General features: G+C 67.3%; 20 protein-coding genes. 4 read left to right on the forward strand and 16 right to left on the reverse strand.

Translation table 11 applies throughout. The features are described from left to right. Positions 1–79 precede the first annotated feature (79 nt). Positions 80–3109, reverse strand: a complete 3030-nt coding sequence (locus tag Q0044_RS09020) for a TonB-dependent receptor (protein ID WP_298161580.1) — start codon at positions 3107–3109, stop codon at positions 80–82. Continuing rightward, the gene (locus Q0044_RS09025) at positions 3106–4146 is read right to left on the reverse strand and encodes a LacI family DNA-binding transcriptional regulator (RefSeq protein ID WP_298161582.1); all 1041 of its coding nucleotides are present in this window, start codon (positions 4144–4146) and stop codon (positions 3106–3108) included. The genes Q0044_RS09020 and Q0044_RS09025 overlap by 4 nt, the downstream gene beginning before the upstream one ends. 267 nt (positions 4147–4413) lie before the next feature. Between Q0044_RS09025 and Q0044_RS09030 the strand changes: the two genes are divergently transcribed. Beyond that, positions 4414–5760 carry a GH1 family beta-glucosidase gene (locus Q0044_RS09030; protein WP_298161584.1) on the forward strand — a complete coding sequence of 449 codons (1347 nt, stop codon included), beginning with the start codon at positions 4414–4416 and terminating at the stop codon, positions 5758–5760. Here the strand turns inward: Q0044_RS09030 and Q0044_RS09035 are convergent. Next, a complete protein-coding gene (locus Q0044_RS09035) occupies positions 5757–7280 on the reverse strand; it encodes a carboxylesterase/lipase family protein (RefSeq protein ID WP_298161585.1) in 1524 nt (507 codons plus the stop codon). The two genes, Q0044_RS09030 and Q0044_RS09035, sit on opposite strands and share 4 nt — an antisense overlap. A 100-nt stretch (positions 7281–7380) precedes the next feature. On the opposite strand from Q0044_RS09035, the gene Q0044_RS09040 reads away from it, so the two are divergent. Then, the gene (locus tag Q0044_RS09040; RefSeq protein ID WP_298161586.1) at positions 7381–8892 is read left to right on the forward strand and encodes an HWE histidine kinase domain-containing protein; all 1512 of its coding nucleotides are present in this window, start codon (positions 7381–7383) and stop codon (positions 8890–8892) included. Then, complete coding sequence (locus Q0044_RS09045) at positions 8885–9262, forward strand: response regulator (RefSeq protein ID WP_298161587.1); 378 nt, start codon at positions 8885–8887, stop codon at positions 9260–9262. Before Q0044_RS09040 ends, Q0044_RS09045 begins: the two co-directional genes overlap by 8 nt. Here the strand turns inward: Q0044_RS09045 and Q0044_RS09050 are convergent. From Q0044_RS09050 to serS, 12 genes are all read right to left on the reverse strand, one after another. Beyond that, positions 9234–10832, reverse strand: a complete 1599-nt coding sequence (locus Q0044_RS09050; protein WP_298161589.1) for a phytoene desaturase family protein — start codon at positions 10830–10832, stop codon at positions 9234–9236. The two genes, Q0044_RS09045 and Q0044_RS09050, sit on opposite strands and share 29 nt — an antisense overlap. Beyond that, positions 10832–11464: a squalene/phytoene synthase family protein gene (locus tag Q0044_RS09055; protein ID WP_298161590.1), complete on the reverse strand. Its 633-nt coding sequence runs from the start codon at positions 11462–11464 to the stop codon at positions 10832–10834. The genes Q0044_RS09050 and Q0044_RS09055 overlap by 1 nt, the downstream gene beginning before the upstream one ends. Then, a complete protein-coding gene (locus tag Q0044_RS09060; RefSeq protein WP_298161592.1) occupies positions 11457–12074 on the reverse strand; it encodes a hypothetical protein in 618 nt (205 codons plus the stop codon). Before Q0044_RS09060 ends, Q0044_RS09055 begins: the two co-directional genes overlap by 8 nt. Before the next feature lie 47 nt (positions 12075–12121). Next, complete coding sequence (gene secF, locus Q0044_RS09065) at positions 12122–13105, reverse strand: protein translocase subunit SecF (protein ID WP_298161594.1); 984 nt, start codon at positions 13103–13105, stop codon at positions 12122–12124. Next, on the reverse strand, positions 13102–14706 hold the full coding sequence (secD, locus tag Q0044_RS09070) for a protein translocase subunit SecD (RefSeq protein ID WP_298161595.1): 1605 nt from the start codon (positions 14704–14706) through the stop codon (positions 13102–13104). The genes secF and secD overlap by 4 nt, the downstream gene beginning before the upstream one ends. 31 nt (positions 14707–14737) lie before the next feature. Then, positions 14738–15055, reverse strand: a complete 318-nt coding sequence (gene yajC / locus Q0044_RS09075; RefSeq protein ID WP_298161597.1) for a preprotein translocase subunit YajC — start codon at positions 15053–15055, stop codon at positions 14738–14740. A gap of 113 nt (positions 15056–15168) precedes the next feature. Then, positions 15169–16233: a M23 family metallopeptidase gene (locus Q0044_RS09080; protein WP_298161599.1), complete on the reverse strand. Its 1065-nt coding sequence runs from the start codon at positions 16231–16233 to the stop codon at positions 15169–15171. Positions 16234–16319: 86 nt separating this feature from the next. After that, entirely contained in the window at positions 16320–16778 is a 459-nt protein-coding gene (locus Q0044_RS09085) for an OmpA family protein (RefSeq protein ID WP_298161600.1), read from the reverse strand. A gap of 249 nt (positions 16779–17027) precedes the next feature. Next, a complete protein-coding gene (locus Q0044_RS09090; RefSeq protein ID WP_298161601.1) occupies positions 17028–17672 on the reverse strand; it encodes a protein-L-isoaspartate(D-aspartate) O-methyltransferase in 645 nt (214 codons plus the stop codon). After that, positions 17669–18457, reverse strand: a complete 789-nt coding sequence (gene surE, locus Q0044_RS09095; RefSeq protein ID WP_298161603.1) for a 5'/3'-nucleotidase SurE — start codon at positions 18455–18457, stop codon at positions 17669–17671. The genes Q0044_RS09090 and surE overlap by 4 nt, the downstream gene beginning before the upstream one ends. A 198-nt stretch (positions 18458–18655) precedes the next feature. Next, a complete protein-coding gene (locus Q0044_RS09100; protein ID WP_298161604.1) occupies positions 18656–19027 on the reverse strand; it encodes a hypothetical protein in 372 nt (123 codons plus the stop codon). Between the two features lie 156 nt (positions 19028–19183). Further along, entirely contained in the window at positions 19184–20467 is a 1284-nt protein-coding gene (gene serS / locus Q0044_RS09105) for a serine--tRNA ligase (RefSeq protein WP_298161606.1), read from the reverse strand. A 196-nt stretch (positions 20468–20663) separates the two neighbouring features. Here serS and Q0044_RS09110 point away from each other — a divergent pair, with 196 nt between their 5' ends. Further along, on the forward strand, positions 20664–21215 hold the full coding sequence (locus Q0044_RS09110) for an IPTL-CTERM sorting domain-containing protein (protein ID WP_298161607.1): 552 nt from the start codon (positions 20664–20666) through the stop codon (positions 21213–21215). 36 nt (positions 21216–21251) lie between these two features. Here Q0044_RS09110 and Q0044_RS09115 read toward each other — a convergent pair whose 3' ends face one another. Further along, a complete protein-coding gene (locus Q0044_RS09115; protein ID WP_298161609.1) occupies positions 21252–21701 on the reverse strand; it encodes a PaaI family thioesterase in 450 nt (149 codons plus the stop codon). Between the last annotated feature and the right edge of the window lie 62 nt (positions 21702–21763).

The following is a 21763-nucleotide window of genomic DNA, read 5'->3' on the forward strand; positions in this document are numbered from 1 at the left end:
AACCGGCGGGACGATCATGCCCCAACAAAAAGTTGGCCGCCCACGCTGAAGCGAGGGCGGCCAGTCTCAGGAGAGGTTTCTAGAAGACGTAGCGCAGGCCGAGCTGGAAGCTCTGGGTCGGCACGAACTGGGCCGTCGGGGCGCCGAACATCGGGTTCGGACGACGCAGGGCCGGGTTGTTGCCGTCCAGGAACATGCCCTGGTTGTAGCCGGAGTAGTTGCGGAAGTTGAACACGTTGATCGCGTCCAGCGTCAGTTCCAGCCGGGTTCCGCCCGGCATGGCGATCGGGCGGGCCAGACGCAGGTCGACCTGGCGATAGGCGAAGTTCAGGCCCGGCAGGAAGGCGCGCTTGTCGGGGAAGTGGGCGAACCACTGGATCGGCAGGCCGCCGTCCGGGAAGCCCGTGAACGGACGGCCCGAGCCGAGGGTCACGATCGACGACAGCTTGAACGCATACGGCAGGCGCAGGGTGCCCGAGGCGACGATGCGGTGACGCTCGACGCCCGGCGAGTTGAAGGTCGGGCTGAAGGCGGTCGAGGCATAGTCGAAGTCGAAGTTCCCGGTGCCCTGATCCCGGCTGCCGTTCTGGGTCCCGTCCGCAAGGGTGTAGGCCAGGTTGAAGCCGTAGCCCGACTCCTCGGTGTAGGGACGGTCGATGGTCACATACATCGCCTTATATTCACGCTCGCGACCGTGGTCGGAGTAGAAGACGCTGTCGTTGAAGGCGTAGGGCTGGCCGGTCGCCGGATTGGTGAACTGCGACGGACGCACCGTGATGCCGTTGGTGTTGTTGACGTTCAGGCGCGACCACTGGAACTCGTTCTCGGTCTTGGCGTACGAGAACGTCAGCGCCGTCTGGATGTCGCCGAACTTCTGGCGAATGCCGAAGTTGAATTGGTCCGTGCGCGGCGGCGGGGCTTCGTTGTTGACCAGGAAGATTTCGCCACGGCCCTGGGTGCCGGCCAGAAGGGTGTCGAGCCCGCCCGCAGTCGCATAGGTCGGATTCCAGGCCACGGTGTTGGGCTGTCCGCCGAACGCCCCGCCCGCGGGCGAGAAGTAGATGGTGCGGCTCAGTTGGAAAGGCTTGTAGCGTTCGTCGAAGGCGAAGTTGAAGGCGATCCGGTCGAAATAGCGGCCGGCGCCGGCGAACAGGACGGTGCGCTCGTCGCCGAACACGTCATAGGACAGACCGATGCGCGGCTGGAACGCCTTGGTGTAGGCGTCGCGGCCGCCCGTAGTGATGTAGTCGTTGACGTCGACCTGGCGGACATAGTTCGGGTTGGCGACCATCAGGGCCAGGACGTCACGCACGACCTGGGGCGTCGTGTAGTCGTTGTTGACGGCGTTGTCCTCATAGTCCCAACGCAGGCCCAGGTTCAGTTCCAGCTTGTCGGTGACCTGCCAGTCGTCCTGGATGTAGAGGCCGAAGACGGCGTTCTCGGCAGTTGTCGGAGCCACCGGCAGGTTCAGTGTCACCCGGGTCGGGATGGTCGCGCTGCCGAAGATCGCCGGGTTGGCCGTGATGTCGTAGTCGAACTGAGGGTTCCGGTTGAACTGCTTGTTCACATAGTATTCTTGCATGGAATACTTGGCGCCGACCTTGATCGTGTGCGACCCCATCCATTCGATCGCGTTGAACGTCAGGTCGTTGCGGAACGTCAGGCTCTGCTGCTCGATGTCCTGGTTGTTCGACCCGCCGCCCTGATTGAAGACGTTGGCCTCGGTCTGGTTGTAGTCAAACTGGAAGCCGGGCGTCGTCGCATTGGTGTCGCGATAGATGAGAAACCGGCGTCCGGACTCGCTGAAGTTCGACGCGGTCGGATTGTAGACCGAGTCCAGATAGTCGATCGAAAACTCGTTCAGGAAGCTCTCGCCCTGGAACTGGTGCTTGAAGACGACGCCCAGGGTCTCGCCGTTGATCTCGATCGCCCGGCTGATGTCGGTCGGTCCGTTGCCGAAGTCACGGAGATCAGTCTCCGTGCGATAGGTGGTCGACAGGTCGACGCGCTGACGATCATCCACCTGCCAGGACAGCTTGCCGAAGAACAGATCCTGTTCGAACGGGGCCTCAAAGGTGCCCAGGCGCGACGCGAACTGGTTGTTGTATTCGGTGCGGTTCAGGAACACCTGACGCTCGCGCGTCTCGTCCTTGCGCTCGTAGCTCAGGAAGTAATGCAGCCGATCCTCGATGATCGGGCCGCCTAGCGAGCCGCCGTACTGCAGCCGGTCCAGACGCGCCTGAGGCCGACCGGCGCGCAGGCCGAACACGTCCTGGGCGATCCAGTCGCTGGGCTGGTAGTAGACGAACAGATCGCCGGTCAGGTCGTTGGTGCCCGAACGGGTGATCGACGAGATGATGGCCGACGAGGCCTGCTCATACTCGGCCTTGAAGTTCTGCGTCAGGACGCGGAATTCCTGCACCGCGCTCTGCGGGAAGGGGTTGCCGCGGCTGTCGTCCTGACCGGCGATGCCGCCGTCGAGGATGGTCGACTTCTGGCTCTGGCCGTCGATGAAGACGTTGACCGCGAGCGACGGCTGACCGCCGGCCGAGATCGTCCGTTCCGTGTCGCCTTCCTGAACGACCACGCCCGGAGCCAGGGCGGCGAAGTTGAGGAAGTTGCGGCTGATCTGCGGCAGGTCGTTGATCTGCTGGCGGCTGACGTTGGTGGCGACTTCCGAGGTACGGACCTCGAAGATGCGACGGCCGGTGACGACGATGTCGTCCACCTGGGTGCCTTCGCCGGCGTTCGCCGTGGCGGTGGCCCCGACTTCCAGGTCCAGGGTGCCGATCTGGCCGAGCGACAGGGTCACGGTGTCCGTCGCCGTCTGACCGTCCGCGCTGGTGACCGTCACCTCGTAGCTGCCGGGGCGCAGACCGGACAGGACGTAGGTGCCGCGGTCCGAAACCCGGGCGCGGTTGGTGTAGCCGGTCGCGGTGTCGCGGGCGACGACCTCGCCGCCGGGCTCGACGGCCTGGCCTTCGTAGACCGTGCCGCGCAGGGTCGAGGTGGAGACCTGGGCCGAGGCGGCTCCGGCTGTCAGCAGGGTCGCGACGGCCAGGGCCGAGGCGGCGCCCAGCGCGCGGGTGCGCAGGGTCATGCGGGTCATTGGGTTTCTCCGTTGAGGGCGATGCTGGATGGGGCGGCGCCGCAGGAACTGCGGACGACGAGTCGGGGTCGAATGGTTTCGCAGGCGGCGTCGGGCGTCGCCTGCGGGTCATTGGAAGCGGCGATCAGGGCGACCAGACGGTCCATGGCGCGGCGGCCGGTCTCGGCGATCTCGATACGCAGGGTGGTCAGGGCCGGCCGGACGAGGGCTGCGATCGGCACGTCGTCGAAACCGACGACGGCGACATCCTCGGGGCAGCGCACGCCCGCCTCCTGCAGCGCCAGCAGGGCGCCGACCGCCATGGTGTCGTTGGCGGCGAAGATGGCGTCCGGGCGCACGCCCTCGGTCAGCAGCAGGGTCGTCGCCTCAAGGCCGGAGGCCTGGGTGAAGGCCCCGGCGACGACGGCCGGCTCCAGCCCCGCAGCCGTCATGGCCTGGACGTAGCCGGCCTGCCGTTCGCGCGCCTCCAGGTTTCCCGACGGGCCGCCGATATGGACGATCCGCTTACGCCCGTGGGCCAGAAGATGCTCGACTGCGGCGACGGCGCCGCCGACATTGTCGACGACCATGGACGGCCGTCCGGCGTCATTGGCCCCGCCGTTCATCAGCAGCACCGGCAGGCGGCCTGCCAGACTGTGCGCCAGATTGGCGGAATCGAGATGGGGCGACAGGACGATCAGCCCGTCGACCCGGCCGCGCATGGAGCGGATGGCGGCGGCGGCCTCCGAGGCGTCATCGTGTGAACTCGACACGATCAGATGCAGGCCGTTTGCGCGCGCGGCCACGTCCATGCCCCGGATCAGCTCAGAGAAGAACTCGCCGAACAGGTCCGGCAGGATGACGCCGACCGTGTCCGTCCGGCTGGTCGACAGGCTGCGGGCGCCGGAATGGGGAACGTAGGACAGGGCCTCGACGGCCTCGAGCACCTTCAGCCGGGTCGGTTCCGTCACGGCGCCGGCCCCCGTCAGCACGCGCGACACCGAGGCCACGGAGACCTGGGCGCGCTCCGCCACGTCACGGATCGTCGCCGGCTTCATGCCGCGGGTCCGATCAGCGCACGGCCGTCTGAGCTGTGGGTCAAGGTGCGTTGCACGCGTGTGTCCTGAAACGTCCCGTTCGTACCGGCCCCCTTATCGAAGGTCCGTCGACAAAAACCTGTAATCGGTTACATCGCACACTGGTAATGCCGCCCGCAAGTGCCGTAGTTTGGCCATACGACGGAAAACTCCCCTGCGTGACCTCACTGCATCGCTTCCCGCCTCCCCGCCGAAGCCATCGCTCCGACCACTGATGAAAGCCTTTCGATGACCGCCAACTATCAATTTCCAGAGGGTTTTTTGTGGGGAGCGGCGACGGCCGCCTATCAGATCGAGGGCTCGTCCATGGCGGACGGAGCGGGGGAATCCACCTGGGATCGCTTCTGCCAGATTCCCGGCAATATGAAGGACGGCGACACCGGCGACGTGGCCTGCGACCACTACAATCGCTGGCGCGAGGACGTCGAACTGATGAAACGGCTGGGGCTCAAGGCCTACCGATTCTCGGTCAGCTGGAGCCGGGTCATGCCGGACGGCACGGGTCGGCTGAACGAGGCGGGGCTGAAATTCTACGACAATCTGATCGACGCCCTGATCGAGGCGGGGATCGAGCCGCTCTGCACCCTCTATCACTGGGATCTGCCGGCGGCGCTCGACGATCGCGGCGGCTGGCTGAACCCCGAGATCGCCGACTGGTTCGCCAACTACGGCCAGGTCCTGTTCGAACGGTTCAAGGGTCGGGTGAAGACCTGGGGCACGATCAACGAGCCCTGGGTCATCGTCGACGGCGGCTATCTGCACGGGGTCCTGGCCCCCGGCCACAGGTCCCACTACGAGGCCGTGATCGCCGGCCACAACGTCCTGCGCGCCCACGGGGCCGCCGTCCGACGCTTCCGCGAGGTCGGCGAGGGCCGAATCGGCATCGTCCTCAACATCGAGCCCAAATATCCGGCCAGCGACAGGCCGGAGGACGAGGCCGCCCGCAGACGCGCCGAGGCCCAGATGAACCGCTGGTTCCTCGACCCCCTGATGGGCCGCGGCTATCCGGCGGAGCTTCACGAGGTCTACGGCGACGCGATGCGCGACTTCCCGGCCGAGGACTTCGACCTGATCGCCACCCCGACCGACTGGATGGGGCTGAACTGGTACACGCGCGCGGTGCCCGAGAACGCGCCCGACGCCTGGCCCGTCCGCGCCCGGCCGGTGAAACAGGTCCAGCACGCCCACACGGAAACCGGCTGGGAGGTCTATCCCCCTGCCCTCACCGACACCCTGGTCTGGCTGCATGAGCAGACCAACGGCCTGCCGTTGATGATAACCGAGAACGGCTCGGCCTGGTACGATCCGCCCCATGCCATCGACGGACGCATCCACGACCCGATGCGGGTCGACTATCTGACCAACCACCTGAAGGCGGTTCACGACGCCCTCGGCAAGGGCGTCAGGCTCGAGGGCTATATGGCCTGGTCGCTGCTCGACAATCTCGAATGGTCGCTGGGCTATTCGAAGCGGTTCGGCATCACCCACGTCAACTTCCTGACCCAGGAGCGGACGATCAAGGACTCAGGCTACCTCTACGCCGAGGTGATCCGCACCAACGGGGCCTGCCTCTAGGGTCTGATCCGCGCATAGAACTGCTCGATCAGGTCCAGCCGCTCGTGGAACGGGACCGGTTTCGCGACCGGCCCGTCATTGGTGAACTCCAGCAGCTGGTCCGGCGCGTCGCCGAACTCCGGCCAGGCCGGACGGTCGCCGCCGTTCGGATCGTCCGCCTTCGCGAAGGTCGTCCAGTAGTCGGCCATCGCCGTCGCCGCCCGGTCGTCCCGTTCGCCCATCGGCCGCCCCACGGTGTGGAGATTGTCGAAGACATAGGGCCGCTCCGACGCATGGGTCGCCCCGCCGCTCGGCTCGGGGTTGGATTCAGGCACGACGTCGAAACGATAGAGCCAGGTCGGCTGACCGGCCCGCGCATGCAATCGCGCCAGATGCCTGGCCGGCTCGTTGAAGATCAGGTCGCTGATGACGTTGGCGTCATAGCCCGCCTGCCCCGAATAGGCGGCGACGAGGGCGTCATACTCGGCGTCGGTCATCACGTCGTCGGTCCGGCCATAGGCGCCGGCGTCCGTCGGCCGGATCCACCAGAACTCGGCGCTGTTGGTGCCGATGACCAGGGGGACCGGGGCCTGCCGTCCGGCCGCGAAGGCCTCGACCACGTCCTCGGGCAGGACCGTGCCGTCGACGATCAGGTTGTCGCTGTAGAAGGCCGGCATCGGCGACAGCAGCCGCTCGGCGGGCAGGGCGCGCAGGTCGTCCGCCGTCGCATTCGGCAGCCCCGCTGACCGCGCGAAGGCGACCCCCAGCGTCTGGGCCGAGGGGCGTCCGGGACGATCGTCGTCCAGCAGGGCGGACCTTTGCCGCCCCAGACCCGACTGAATCACGGCGCGCTGGAACAGGCCGCGCGCGGCGGGCGCGACCATCAGCTGGGCGACGGCCGCACCACCGGCCGATTCACCGAAGATCGTGACCTGCCCCGGATCGCCGCCGAAGGCCGCGATATTGTCCCGGACCCATTCCAGGGCCGCGATCTGGTCCATCACGCCATAGTTTCCGGCCGGCTCGACGGGCCCGCGCTCGAACGCCAGGGCCGGATGATCGAAGAAGCCCAGTCGCCCGAGCCTGTAGTTGATCGTCACCAGCACCACGCCACGCCGCGCCAGGTTCGTCCCGTCATAGAGCGGCGGCGTGCCCGACCCGTTATTGTACCCGCCGCCGTGAATCCAGACCATCACCGGCAGCGGCTCGGCTCGCGCCGACGGTCGCCAGACGTTCAACGTCAGACAGTCCTCGCTCGCCGGCTCAGGTCCCACGCCCGGGTCGCCGTTGGCCGGCGCCTGGATGCAGATTGCGCCGACGCGGCTCGCATCGCGCTCCCCGGTCCACGCGGCGGGAGGCTGGGGCGGACGCCAGCGCAGGTCCCGAACGGGCGGCGCCGCAAAGGGGATGCTCTTGAAGGATTCGATGTCACCGGCCTGCCGCCCGACCAGTCGTCCTTGCGCCACCTGGATTTGCGGATTGTCTGAGGAGACGGGCGACAGCGTCATCTGGGCGGCCAGGGCGAGACTTGCGAGGAACATGGGGCGATCCTAACCGGACGGGTCCACGAAACAATCGTCACCCTCCCCGGGAACCAATCGTCGCCTTGTGCGCTGCCCCGGATCGGGGAAGAGGTTACGCGTGCGGGCACTTGATCAGGCGATAGACTTGGCGGCGGCGTTCGAGGCCTCGTCCAACCCCTATATGCTGCTGACCCCCGACCTGCGCTACGCGGGGATGAACGCCGCCTATCTGTCTGCGGTCGGCATGTGCCGGGACCAGCTCATCGGCCAGCCCATCTTCGACATCTTCACCGGCGGACCGACCGAGGCCGGGGCCGAGAACGTCCGCCAGCTCCGGGCGTCCTTCGAAAAGGTCCTGGCGACCGGCGAACGCGATCATCTGGCGCTGATTCACTTCGCCATACCGGTTACGGGCCCCGACGGGGCCGTGATCCACGAGGATCGCTACTGGAGCGCCAGCCACACGCCGCTGCACGACGCCGACGGCAAGATCGTGCTGATCCTCCAGCACACATCGGACATCACCGAACTGGAGCGCCTGCGGCGGGCGCGGGACGACGCGCCGAGCGTCAGCGCCCTGGACATGATCCTGGGCGGCGGCGTCATGAGCCGGGCCCATGCCGTTCAGGAGGACAATCGCCGCCTCGAGACCGAGCGCAACCGCCTCGTCGAGATGTTCATGCAGGCGCCCGGCTTCGTCGCCATCCTGTCCGGCCCCGATCATGTGTTCCAGATGCACAACGAGGCCTATGCCCGCATCGTCGGTCGCAACGACATCACCGGGAAGACAATCCATGAGGCGCTTCCCGACCTCGCGGGGCAGGGCTTTTACGAGCGTCTCGATTCCGTCTTCGCGACCGGCGAACCTTATGAGGGCAAGGGGGTGCCGGTCACCTTCCGGCCGAACGGGGCCGAACGGGCACAGAGCCGCTACGTCGACTTCATCTATCAGCCGGTCCGCGACAATCATGGCGCCGTCGTGGGCATCTTCGTCCAGGGCCACGACGTCACGGAAACAATCCATGCGGCGCAACGCCAGCGGCTGATGATCGACGAGCTGAATCACCGGGTGAAGAACACCCTGGCCACGATCCAGTCGATCGCCATGCAGACCGCCCGATCGCACGCGGACCCCAAGACGTTCGCCGAGAGCTTCCAGGCCCGGCTGATGAGTCTCTCCCACACCCACGACCTCCTGACCCTCAGTCACTGGCAGGGCGCCGATCTCCGCGCCGTTCTGGAGCACGAGACGGACGCCCACGGCCCGGCCCGAATCGCCCTGCACGGCCCGCCTGTTGCGCTCGAACCGGCAGCCGCCCTGTCACTGGGGATGATCTTCCACGAACTGGCGACCAATGCCGCGAAATACGGCGCCCTGTCCGCGCAGGATGGACGGGTCTGCGTCGACTGGACGGTCGCCAATCAGGCCAGCCGGACACTGAACGTTGTCTGGCGCGAGGCCGGCGGCCCCCCGGTCGAGACCCCGACCCGGCGAGGCTTCGGGAGCCGGCTCATTGAAAGGAACGTCCGCCACGATCTGGCGGGCGAGGTCAAACTCAGCTACGCAAGCGACGGTTTTATCGCGGAATTCTGCATTCCGCTTGATAAGGATACGCAACAGCATGTCTGAGGGTTTGACGGGCCGCCGTATCCTGGTGGTCGAGGACGAGTCGCTGGTCGCCATGCTGCTGGAAACCATTCTCGAAGACATGGGCGCGGTGCCCGTCGGCGCGGTCGCCACGGTCGACGAGGCTCTGGAAGTCGTCGCCGACGATCCCCTGCTGGACGGCGCCCTGCTGGACGTCAACGTGGCCGGCAGGGAAGTCTTCCCTGTCGCCGAGGCCCTGAAGTCCAAGGGGATCCCGTTCGTCTTCTCGACCGGTTATGGCGAAGGAGGCCTCCCCGACCACTGGCGCGGTCAGGCCACCATCCAGAAGCCCTTCACCGAGGACGCGGTGAAAGCGGCCCTGTTCAAGGCTCTGGGCGTCGCCCGCGTCTGATGTCCTTCAGCACGGCGCGGGCTGCATTGTGTCCCGGCGCACCGGTGACCCCGCCCCCGGGATGCGCCCCTGATCCGCACAGATAGAGGCCGGGCACGGGCATGCGGTGATCGGCATGGCCCAGAACCGGCCGTGCGCTGAACAGCTGGTCCAGCGTCAGCCGGCCGTGGAAGATGTCGCCTCCGACCAGGCCGAAACGACGTTCCAGATCGCGCGGCCCGAGGGCCAGCCGCCCCAGCACCGAGGCCTTGAAGCCCGGCGCATGGGCCTCGACCGTCTCGATCATCAGGTCCGCCACCGTATCGCGATGTTCGTCGCCCAGCGTCGGATCTACATGCTGGCAGAACAGGCTGGCGACATGCTGTCCCGATGGCGCGAGGGTGTCGTCCAGGGTCGAGGGGATGAGCATCTCGACGATCGGCTGCGACGACCAACCGTTCAGCCGCGCCTCCGCATGGGCCCGATCCATATAGGCGAGGCTGGGCGCGATGATGATGCCGGCCGTGTGGTGGTCGCCGGGCTCCGGCAGGACCGTGAACCGGGGCAGTTCCGACAGGGCGACGTTCATCCGGAACGTCCCTGACCCCGATGCATAGCGGCTCATCCGCTCCGTGAAATCGGCCGGCACGACCGCCGGATCGACCAGCCGGTCGAACAGCAGGCGCGGATGCAGGTTCGAGACGACGGCACGGCCCCTGATCGTGTCGCCCGCCGTCGTCACCGCCCCGACCGCCCTGCCCTTCTCCGTCAGGACCTCGGCGACCTCGGTGTCGAGCCGGATATCGACTCCCTGCTCACGACAGGCGGCGGCCATGGCCTGTGTGATCGCCCCCATGCCGCCGATCGCATGGCCCCAGACGCCCTTGCGTCCGTTCACCTCGCCGAAGACGTGGTGCAGCAGGACGTAGGCGGACCCCGGCGTATAGGGGCTGGCATAGTTGCCGACGACGCTGTCGAACCCGAACAGGGCCTTGATCGGATCACTCTCGAACCAGCCGTCCAGCCAGTCGCCGGCCGACTTGGCGAACAGGTCCAGCACGTCACGCCGCCCGGTCAGGTCCAGCCCGCCCAGCCGCCTGGCCACCGAGGCCGACTTCAGCATTTCCGGCAGGGCCTCGAGCCAGCCGCCGCACGGCAGGTTCGGCGGCGTTTCCAGCACCAGCGCCCGCAGCACCGCCGCCACCGCCTCCAGCCGCGCCTCATAGTCCGGCAACCGCTCCGCATCCCGCGCCGAGACCCTCGCCACCTGCGCCTGGGTCCGTCCCTCGCCGGCCGTGAAATAGTCCCCGTCGAGCGGCAGGAAGTTCGACATCCGCCGCTCGACCACCCTGAGCCCATGCCGGGCCAGTTCCAGGTCGGCGATGATCTTCGGGTTCAGCAGGCTGACTGTGTAGCTGGCGGTCGAGTTGCGGAAGCCGGGATGGAATTCCTCCGTCACCGCCGCTCCGCCGACGACGCCGCACCGCTCCAGCACCGTGACTTTCAGCCCGGCCCGCGCCAGATAGAAGGCGCAGACCAGCCCGTTGTGGCCGCCCCCTAGGATGACGACGTCGGTTTCGGTCGCCGCCATCAGATCCGGCCTCTCAACGTCGCCCAGATCAACGTCAGCCGCTTGACCGGTTCAGGCGCCCCGGTCGCCAGCCCGGCGTGCGCCACCGCTGGAAAGGCCTCGGCCGGAAGGGTCCTGAGCGCCCGGTTCGCGGCCGGTCTCAAGGCCGCGGCTTCATCCCTTCGGCCCACCTGGTTCAGCCCCCGAACCCGTCCCGCCTCGGCGACGGCGTCATCGTGGCCCGCTCCGGCCAGGACACGCACAGCCGCCTGCATCGGCCCGACATAGAAGGCGTCCAGATCGTGCGGTTCGCTGTGCACCCGGCCGATATGGGCCTCGATCAGGGCGTCGAACGGCGCGCGGTCGAGGCTGCGACGGGCGACCAGATCGGTCAGGGCCTCCAGCACCGGATGGCCCTTCCTCGCGACCCCGGCGAACACCCCGTCCATCTGCTCGCGCCACCACGCATAGCGCATCTCTGCCAGCAGGGGCTGGGTCACCCGAGCGGGAATGCTCATCAGCTCCGCCTCGAAGGCGTAGAGGGCGATCAGGTCCGCCCGCGCCTGCGCATCACCGACGAACCGGCTGGACAGCCAGCGGTCGGGATCGGCCGCGCGGACCTGATCGTCGAGACTGGTAGCCGGATCAGCCAAACAGGGTCTGGTACATCGCCATGGAGGTCAGCATGGGCAGGCTGAGCAGCAGGTTGGTGCGGCTGGCCAGCATGGCGACCCGCGCGGCCTTCGCCTTCTTCTCGTCGTCGACCACGACGATGCCCAGGGCCCGCTTCTGGTTCGGCCAGATGATGCCCCAGACGTTGAGGAACATGACGATCGCCAGCCAGACGCCGACGCCCATCAGGGCGAAGCCCTGATCACCCTGGACCAGACCCCCGGCGAAGCCGAAGCTCAGCACCTCCATCGAATAGACGTGGCCCTTCAGCAGCATGACCGCGAGGCCCGCCAACACGGTGAACAGGGCCGCCCAGCGGAACCAGAACAGGGCCTCGGGCGCGATGTATTTGGAGATGGCCGGCTTCAGCTCGCCCGGGATCGACGGCATGACGCGGATCTGGACGAAGTTGAAATAGTACAGCAGCCCGATCCACAGGATGCCGAAGCCGACGTGGAACCAGCGGGCCACCGCCTGCCAGAACTGCAGGGCGTCGACCTCCGCAATGCGGAAGAAGGCGAAGATCATCACCGCCGCCAGCACGAGGCTGAGGATCAGCGTGTTCCTGAAATTAGAAAGCAGATTGGCCATGTGTTCGCCCCTCCCCAGGGAATCGTGAAGGGGCGAACTCTAGCTGACTACGGCCGCGATGCCATGCCCAGCTTGACCGGTTTGGCGTCTTCGGCGAGCTCGCCGCGCTTCACGCCCCAAAGCAGGATGATCGGCGCCCCGACGTAGATCGAGGAATAGGTGCCGACGATGATGCCGAACATCAGGGCGATGGAGAAGCCGAACAGGGCCTCGCCGCCGAACACCGCAAGGGCGCCCAGCACCATGACGGCGGTGACGCCGGTGATGATGGTCCGCGACAGGGTCTCGTTCAGCGACAGGTCGATCACTTCGCGCAACGGCATGGTCTTGTACTTGCGCAGGTTCTCGCGAAGTCGGTCGAACACCACGACGGTGTCGTTCATCGAATAGCCGATGACCGTCAGGATGGCGGCGACCATGTTCAGGCTGAACTCCAGCTTGAACAGGACGATCAGGCCGAAGGTCAGGATCACGTCGTGCAGCAGGCCGGCGACGGCGCCGAAGCCGAACTGGGGCTCGAACCGGAACCAGATATAGGCGAACATCAAGACGATGGCCGAGCCCAGGGCGAGCAGGCCGGAGGTGAACAATTCGCCCGAGACCTTGGAGCCCACGACGCTGACGCCCGAATAGGTGACCTCGCCGACCGCACCGGTAATGGCGTTTTCGACCTGGTTGACGACGGCGGTCTGGTCCTGACCGTCGGGAATCTGGAACCGAAGGACGGCGGTCGAGCCGTCCTCGACGTTGGTGTCGCGGCGCGCGATCCCCTGGACCCCGACGTCACCCAGCCCGAGTTCGCCGACAGAGCTGCGCACGGCCTCGAGGTCGATCGTCTGACCGGCAGGCTTGGCGACTTCCAGCGACGCGCCGCCCCTGAAGTCGATGCCCATGTTCAGGCCGGGATAGAAGCAGGACACGATCGCCGAGATGCACAGGACGACTGACAGAACGGCCGCGTAGCGCGCGTATTTGACGAAGGTGAAGTTCGTCTTCTGCGGCAGGATCTTGATAAGGGGCCACCAGGTCATCGGGCGGACTCCGCGATCGGAAGGGACTTGGGTTTGGCGATCTTCAGCCAGTAGGCGAGCAGGATCTGGGCGACCAGAACGGACGAGAAGACCGAGGTGAAGACGCCGATGGTCAGGGTCCAGGCGAAGCCGCGCACCGGACCTGCACCGAAGATGAACATGATCATCGCGGCGACGAGGGTGGTCAGGTTGGCGTCGATGATCGTGCCCATGGCCTTGTTGAAGCCCGCGTCCATCGAGGCGATCACGGACCGTCCGGCCCGCGCCTCATCACGCATCCGCTCGAAGATCAGCACATTGGCGTCGACGGCGACCGCGAAGGTCAGGATCAGGCCGGCGATGCCCGGCAGGGTCAGGGTCGCCTGGGTCAGGGACATGGCCGCCACGATCAGGATGCCGTTCAGGATCAGCCCCAGCACCGAGATGCCGCCGAACAGGAAGCCGTAGGCCAGCAGCATGAACAGCACGATGATGATGAAGCCGATGATGGTCGACAGGGCGCCGGCCTTGACGGCGTCGGCGCCGAGTTCAGCCGTCACAGTCCGGCGTTCCTCGACCGTCAGCGGAGCCGGAAGGGCGCCGCCGTTCAGCAGGTTCACCAGCTCGGACGCCTCCTCGATCGAGAAGTTCCCGGTGATCTGGCCCGTGCCGCCCGTGATCGGACTCTGGATCGTCGGAGCCGAAATCACCTTGCCGTCCAGGATAATGGCGAAGGGCTTGCCGACATTGGCCGCCGTGGTCTCGCCGAAGCGACGCGCGCCCTGGCCGTCGAAGCGGAAGTCGATGGCGGGGCGGCCGCTCTGGTCGGCGCCGACGCCGGCCCGGGTCAGGTTCTCACCAGAGACCAGCACGCGCTTCTTGACCAGGTAGGGAGTCACACCGTCGGGGCCGAGCAACAGCTGCGAGTCCGGCGGCACACGGCCGGCGACCGCGTCCTGCACCGAGTTCTCGGAATCGACCATCTGGAAGGTCAGCTGGGCCGTTTGGCCGATGACCCGTTCCAGGGCGGCGGGATCGCTCTCGCCCGGCGCCTGCACGACGATCCGTTCGGCGCCCTGGCGGGTGATGGAGGGTTCGCGGGTGCCCAGGCTGTCGATGCGGCGACGCACGACCTCGATGGACTGGTCCACCGCCGTCGCGCCCATCGAATTCAGCGTCGCCTCGGTAAAGGCGAGGCGCACACGATCGTTGCCGATACGCTGGACCTGACGTTCCGCCACGCCGCTGGCGTTCGTCGGACCGACAAGGGCCTGCAGTGCCGTATAGGCGGCGTCCTGCCGGCCCGGGTCGGCCAGGGTGATGACCGCGCCGCCCTCTTCACGCGAGATCTGGTTGGTGGCGATGCCGTCCTCGCGCAGGGAGACACGGACGTCCTCGATCAGGTTGTCGACGCGCTTGGTCCGCATCGCGTCCACATCGACTTCCAGAAGCAGATAGGATCCGCCCTGCAGGTCGAGGCCCAAATTCAGGGCGTTCTTCGGCAGCCAGCCCGGCAGGGCCGCCCGCTGGGCTGGAGACAGGGCGTTGGGGAAGGCCAGCAGCACGCCTAAGGCAAGCGCGAGCGCGACCAGGATGATTTTCCAGCGGGACAGCTGAATCATGGACGGGGGTTCCGGTTCAACGAGCCGAGGCTCACGCCTTGGAGTCGTTGGCGGCGATGGCGGTGCGGTTGCGCACCTCGGCGATCAGGCTCTTGACCACGCGGACGTTGACGCTCGGTGCGATCTCGACATTGACCTCGGTCTCCTCGACGCGGGTCACCTTGCCGATCAGGCCCGAAGACAGGACGATGGTGTCGCCGCGCTTCACGGCGGCGATCAGGGCCGCATGTTCCTTGGCGCGCTTCTGCTGCGGACGGATCAGCAGGAAGTAGAACAGGACGAAGATCGCGACGAACGGCAGGAACTGCACGATCATGGCCACCAGGCCGCCTTCACCAGTGGATGTCATTTGGTCAGTCCCCGGGGGATGAGGCAGCCGCTTCCGGGCGCCCGTTTAAAACAAGGCGCGGAACCTAGGGCCGAGACTCCGGGATTGCAACGCGGCGTGATGTTTCGGCGTCCTTACCGTGGCAAAACGGTCAACGGATCGATGGCAACCGGCTCGTCGCCCTGCATCCGCCGGGTCTCGAAGTGGATGGAGGGCCGTCCGTCGCCCGCCGTCAGGCCGACCGTGCCGACCTGCTGGCCCGCGCGCACGTCGGCCCCGTCGTCGACCGTGGCCGAACCCAGATGGCCATAGACCGTGCGCCAGCCGTCCCGGTGCACGAGCACCACGGTCAGCCCCTGCCCTACGATATCGTCGCCGACATAGGCGACGCGTCCGCCGGCGGCGGCGTTGACCGGAGCGCCTGCGGCTGCGCCGATGTTGATGCCGTTGTTGCGCTCGCCCAGACCCACGGGCCCGAACCGGCGCAGGACCTCCCCGCGCACAGGCCATTGCAGGACCGTCGAGCCGGCGGGCGCCACGCCGGTCGAGCCGGTCGCAGCCGGCTGGCGCGGCGGCGGCGGCGCAGCGGGATTTCCGGACGGCGGCGGAGGCGGCGGGGGAATCACCCCGTTCTCAGGCACCATGACCCCGACGGGCGCGGGACCGGTCGCATAGGGATCGGGGCCAGTATCCAGGGCGCTGTCGGGCAGGATGATCGACTGGCCCACGGTGATCGCGCCGCGCGGCCCGAGGCCGTTCAGGTCGATCAGGTTCTGCACCGGCGTCTGGAAACGCCGCCCGACGCCCGAGATCGTGTCGCCCGGCTGGATGACATAGGCCGCGCCCGCATTGACGCTCACCGGCGCGCTGGGCGTCACATAGGAGGGCGAGGTCGCGGGCGGCGGCGGGTTGTAGGCAGGCGGCGGCGGATAGCTGTTCGAGGCCGACGACGACGGCGGCGGCAGGGCTCCGCCCTCGATCCGCTCGGTCGGCGCGGTCAGGGGCGGCGGCGCCTCATAGACCGGCGGCTGGGGCTGGGGCGGTGCGCCATACGGATCGGCCGGGCGCACGCCGTTCGCGCCATAGCCTTCCATCGGCCGGGTCGAATAGCGGGGCGCGTCCGGATAGCTGGCGCAGGCCGTGGCCGCCATGCCGGCGACGGCGATCGCCCCCGCCCTGATCCAGTTAGAAATGCGCATCCGCCGCTCCCGTTCGCCCTGCCCGACATGCCCCGCCGTCAACCATAAGCCAACCCGCCAAAGCGCGCGAAAGTGGGGCGGAGAGGTTAATGCGGGTCGAGGCAGTAGGCGGCGCGCAGCCTGTCCATCAGCCCGGAGTCGCCGCCCTGCCAGCTGATCACCACGCGACGATTGAGGTCCGCAGCGGTTTCATCGCCGGTGGGGCGCGCCAGATTCGGTTCACCCAGCGCCTCTACGGTGATCGTCTCTCGCGGCACGCCGAGCCGCACCAATTCGTCGGCCACGGCCTCTCCCCGACGTCGAGACAAGGCGATATTGGCCTCTGGCGCGCCGATCGTATCGGTGTAGGCGCGCAGCAGGACACGCGCGACGCCGTGTTCCAATGCATCCGACGCCAGCGCCACCCGCCAGGCGCGTTGCAGGTCCAGCGTCGCATCACCGGTCGGGAAATAGATGACGTGCTCATCCACATACGGCGGCATGCATGGCGGCGGCGGGGCAGCCTGCTGAGAAGCCAGCACCGTAAAGAAAATCACTGCGATCATGGCGCGGCCGCCTGCCGACCGAGACAGGATCGGCGAATCCGATAGTTCAGAAAGCCATACTGCGACGCTGACGCGGCGGCCGCGACCTCCCGAACCGATCTGAAGCCGTCAGCCGTCAGACCGCCGGATGCAGAATCGATGCAGACGTTCCACGTCTGCGCCGCAGCCGGCGTCGCGCCGCACAGCAAACTGATCAGGAGGACCAAACGAAACCACATGGCTTCACTGTCCGCCATACAACCGCCGGCGTCACCCCTCCTTCGCCGTTCCCTCGACCAGGGGAACGAACCGCACCTCGCACAGGCTCTCGCGGCGAAAGGAGCCGTCGTCCTGGCCGGTATAGCGATGCAGCATCTGGACCGAGGTCCGGCCCACAGGCGCGACCAGCACCCCGCCGGGCTTCAGCTGTTTCAGGAGTTCGGTCGGTTCGGTCGGCGAGGCGGCCGTGACCATGATCCGGTCGAACGGCGCCTGTTCCGGCCAGCCGAGGCCGCCGTCGGAATGTCTGGTGATGACGTTGTCGATCTCCAGCCGCCGCAGACGGCCTTCCGCCTCCATCAGCAGGCTGCGGTAGCGTTCGACCGAATAGACATAGCGGGCCAGCCGCGACAGCACCGCGCACTGGTAGCCGCTGCCGGTGCCGATCTCGAGCACCCGGTGGCGGGGTTCGACCTCCAGCGCCTGGGTCATCAGGCCGACGATATAGGGCTGGCTGATCGTCTGGGCGCAGTCGATCGGCAGGGCCTGATCCTCCCAGGCCTGGTCGAGGAATTTCTCGTGCACGAACACGGCGCGGTCGATCGATTCCATCGCCGCCAGCACCCGGGGATCGGTGACCCCCTGCTGCCGCAGCGACAGGATCAGCCGCCCTGCCCGGTCGTCGCGCAGGTTCATCCCGCCAGCGCCTTCGGCGGCGCCCCGCCCAGCACGCCCTTCAGGTCGTGGACGCTGGCCCGGTGGGTCAGGTCGATATGCAGGGGCGTGACCGAGATTTTTCCGTCGTCCATGGCCCGCAGGTCGGTGCCCGGCGCATGGTCCTGTTTCGTGCCGCGGAAGCTCATCCAGTAGTAGTCGCGCCCGCGAAGGTCGGTGCGCTTGACCGCATGCATCTCCCCGGCCTGGCGGAAGCCCTGCACGGTCACCTCGACCTCCGTGACGTCCTCCGGCGCACGGGCGGGGAAGTTCAGGTTCATCACCACGCCCGGCTGCCAGGTCTCGGCCAGCAGCCGGCTGATGATCGGCGGGGCATAGGCCTCGGCCGTCTCCCAGTGGGCGGTGACCTCGTCGTGGAACCGCTCCAGCGACTGGCTCAGGGCGATCGAGCGGATGCCGAAGGCCATGCCCTGAAGCGCCCCCGCCACCGTGCCGGAATAGGAGCAGTCCTCCCCGACATTATGCCCGCGATTGACGCCCGACAGGACCAGATCCGGCTTCGCATCCATCAGGTCGTTGACGGCCAGGACCACACAGTCGGTCGGCGTCCCCGTCACCGAGAACCGCTTTTCGCCGAACCGGTTGACCCGCAGCGGCTCGGTCAGGGTGATCCCCCTGCCCTTGCCGGACTGTTCCTCATGCGGCGCAACGATCCACACATCGTCCGACAGCGTCCGCGCGATCCGCTCCAGACAGGCCAGGCCCTCGGCCTCGATGCCGTCGTCGTTGGTCAGCAGGATGCGCATCTTTTCTTTCGTCGTTCCGGGCGAAGCGCAGCGGAGACCCGGAACCCAGCGGCGCCGAAGCGAAGCGAAGGCGAAATGTCTCAGCGAGCGCGTGCGCGACAGTTTCGCGCTCTCGCGCGCCGCTGGGTTCCGGGTCTGCGGCGCTGCGCGCCTCCGCCCGGAATGACGAAAACGGGGCTGATCCGCAAGGGCAGCCGACTACTGGATGACGGCGATGTCCGTGCCCAGGATCACGAGGGCGCCCTCGCACTCGTTGCGCACGACCGATCCCTCGTATTCATAGCGATCGCCCGGCAGGTCTTCGGACCAGGCCATCGTTGTCCCCGTGACGCGCACCTTCTGGCGGCCGATGGTCGAGGCCGACATCCGTTGCAGATCGCGCGGCAGGGCCCCGGAGATGCAGGGTCGACGCGTGCCCGCGACGTAGCGGTTCTGGCTCTCGACCAGCTGGAACTCCTCGCCCGAGAAATTGATCCAGCCTTCGAAGGTGGTCGGGGTCGCGGCGGGCTGGACCTCGGCGGCAGCCGGGGCGGCGACGATCAGTGACAGGGCCGCAAGGATCATTTTCATCAGGGACTCCCTTTGTTTCCGCTCATCCCCGCGAAAGCGGGGACCCAGTTCTGTAGGCGATCAACGCGGCAGAATTCGCACCGTTGCTCATCTCATGCACCAGTCACTCGCAAAATCACTGGGTCCCCGCTTTCGCGGGGATGAGCGGATTTCAGGTCAGCCGACGTGGGTCGCCCCGCCCATATACGGCAGCAGGGCGGCCGGCACGGCGATCTTGCCGTTCTCGTCCTGATAGTTCTCCATGATCGCCACCAGGGTCCGGCCGACGGCCAGGCCCGAGCCGTTCAGGGTGTGGACGAACTCGGGCTTGCCCTCCTTGCGCTTGAACCGCGCGTCCATCCGCCGCGCCTGGAAGTCCCCGCAGTTCGAGACCGAGCTGATCTCGCGATAGGTCCCCTGCGACGGCAGCCAGACCTCGAGGTCGAAGGTCTTCTTCGCCGAGAAGCCCATGTCGCCCTTGCACAGCAGCATCCGGCGATAGGGTAGCTCCAGCTTCTGGAGGACCGCCTCGGCGCAGGTCGTCATCCGCTCGTGTTCGGCGTCGGACTGGTCCGGCGTGGTGATGGAGACCAGCTCGACCTTGTGGAACTGGTGCTGGCGGATCAGCCCGCGCGTATCCCGCCCTGCCGACCCCGCCTCGGCCCGGAAACAGGGCGTCAGGGCGGTGAGCCGCAACGGCAGTTCCTCCTCGGGCGTGATCTGCTCGCGCACGAGGTTGGTCAGGGAGACCTCGGCGGTCGGAATGAGCAGATGTTCGCCGACGCGGAACAGGTCCTCCTCGAACTTCGGCAACTGCCCCGTCCCGAACATCGCCTCGTCCCGCACCAGATAGGGCGGATTGACCTCCAGATAGCCGTGCTCGGTCGTCTGCACGTCGAGCATGAACTGGCCGATGGCGCGTTCCAGCCGCGCCAGCCCGCCCTTCAGCACCGCGAACCGCGCGCCCGACATCCGCGCCGCCGCCTCGAAGTCCAGCAGGCCCATGGCCTCGCCGAGGTCGGCATGATCCTTGGCCGGCCCACCGGCGCGCGGCGTGCCCCAGCGCGCGGTCTCGACATTGCCCGCCTCGTCCTCGCCGTCCGGCACGTCCTCGGCCGCAAGGTTCTTCTGTGCCGCCAGCAGCCCTTGAGGCCCGGACAGCTTGGCCTTCAAGTCCCGCTCATCCGCTTCAGATTTCGCGATCTCGCCCTTGAGCGTCTCCACCTCGGCCTTCAGCCGGTCGGCCTCCGCCATGTCCTTGCGGCCCATGGCGGCGCCGATCAGCTTGGACGCCGCATTGCGCCTGGCCAGCGCCTCCTGCCCCGCCGTCTGGGCGGCGCGCAGTTCGGTGTCGAGGCTCAGGATCTGGTCGACGAGCGCCTGCGCATCCTCCACGCCGCGCGACGACCAGCCGGCGACGAACTGGCCGGGGTTGTCTCGAAGGGCTCGGATATCGTGCATGGCGCGGTCTTTGGGGCAGGCTTCAGGGAAGCGGATGCTCTAGCGGGCGTCGCCCGATGGGGCAAACCTTGGCAGGTCCGATGACAATCCGGCCGGTGCAGGCCCGAAAGCCCTGTCCGCTTGACCGGATCAAGCTTCGCCATTAGCGAAATCGCAGTTTTTGACCACGCCTCGGACTGCGGGAGAGAGAGAGTAGATGCGAATTCTGGCCGGACTGATTCTGATGCTCGTGCTCGCCCTGCCGGGCGTCGCCGCCGCGCAGACCGTGACCTACAATGTGTCCGGCAGCTTCCAGGCGCCGGGGACGGGGACCTTCACGGGGTCGTTCGTCTATGATCCCGGCATATCGAAGGTCACATCGGCCAACATCAGCGTCGGCGCGGGCCTGACCGACACGGGCGCAGCGCGGGCCGCTCAAACCTATACGGCCGTCAGCTATTCGGACCCTGGGGTCCTGTTTGTCTCGAACACGCCCTTCGGAAGCGGCAACCCCGGCTTCGGCCTGAGCTTCAGCCCGAACCTCAATGCGGGGACGCCGGACGTCTCCTCGGGCAGCGACAACACCTGCGCGTCGGCGAGCTGTGACAGCATGATTGCGAGGACGTCGGTCAATGCCGCGTCCGTGGTTCTGAGCTCGGCGCCGCCGGCCCCTGTCCCGACCCTGTCCGAGTGGGCCATGATCCTGCTGGCCCTTTCACTCGCCGGCGGCGCCGCAATCGTTATCCAGCGGCGGGCAGTCCAGGCCTAGAGACTTTCCGGCGCCCGTCCCCACGGGGCCGGGCGCTTAGCCGACCTCCATCACCAGACAGGTCGAGGTCGCCGTCGCATACAGCTTGCCGTCGGCCCCCCTCAGGTCCGCCTCGGCGAATCCGGCACGGCGACCGATCTGGATGATCCGGCCCTCGGCAATGACCGGCACCCCCTCGGTCAGGGCGCGGTGGAAGACCGTCTTGATCTCCAGCGTCGTATAGGCCTGCCCCGGCTTCAGCATCGAATGCACCGCGCAGGCGCAGGCCGAATCGAGCAGGGTCGCCATCCAGCCGCCGTGCACCGTGCCGATGGGATTGTAGACCGCCAGGGTCGGCGTCCCCTCGAACACCACCCGCCCCTCTTCGACCGCGGTCATGCGATAGTCCAGCGTCTGCGCGATGGGCGCGGTGTTGCGGTCCGCCAGGAAGCTGAGCCGCAACTGTTCGACGCCCGACAGGTGGCTGAGGGATCGGAGATCGGTCATGCGAAGGGTCCCGTAGAAGGTCCGTTCACAATAAGGACGGTCCAAGGCCCGAGGCAAGCGCT

Source organism: Brevundimonas sp., from assembly GCF_027484365.1.
Classification (GTDB): Bacteria; Pseudomonadota; Alphaproteobacteria; order Caulobacterales; family Caulobacteraceae; genus Brevundimonas.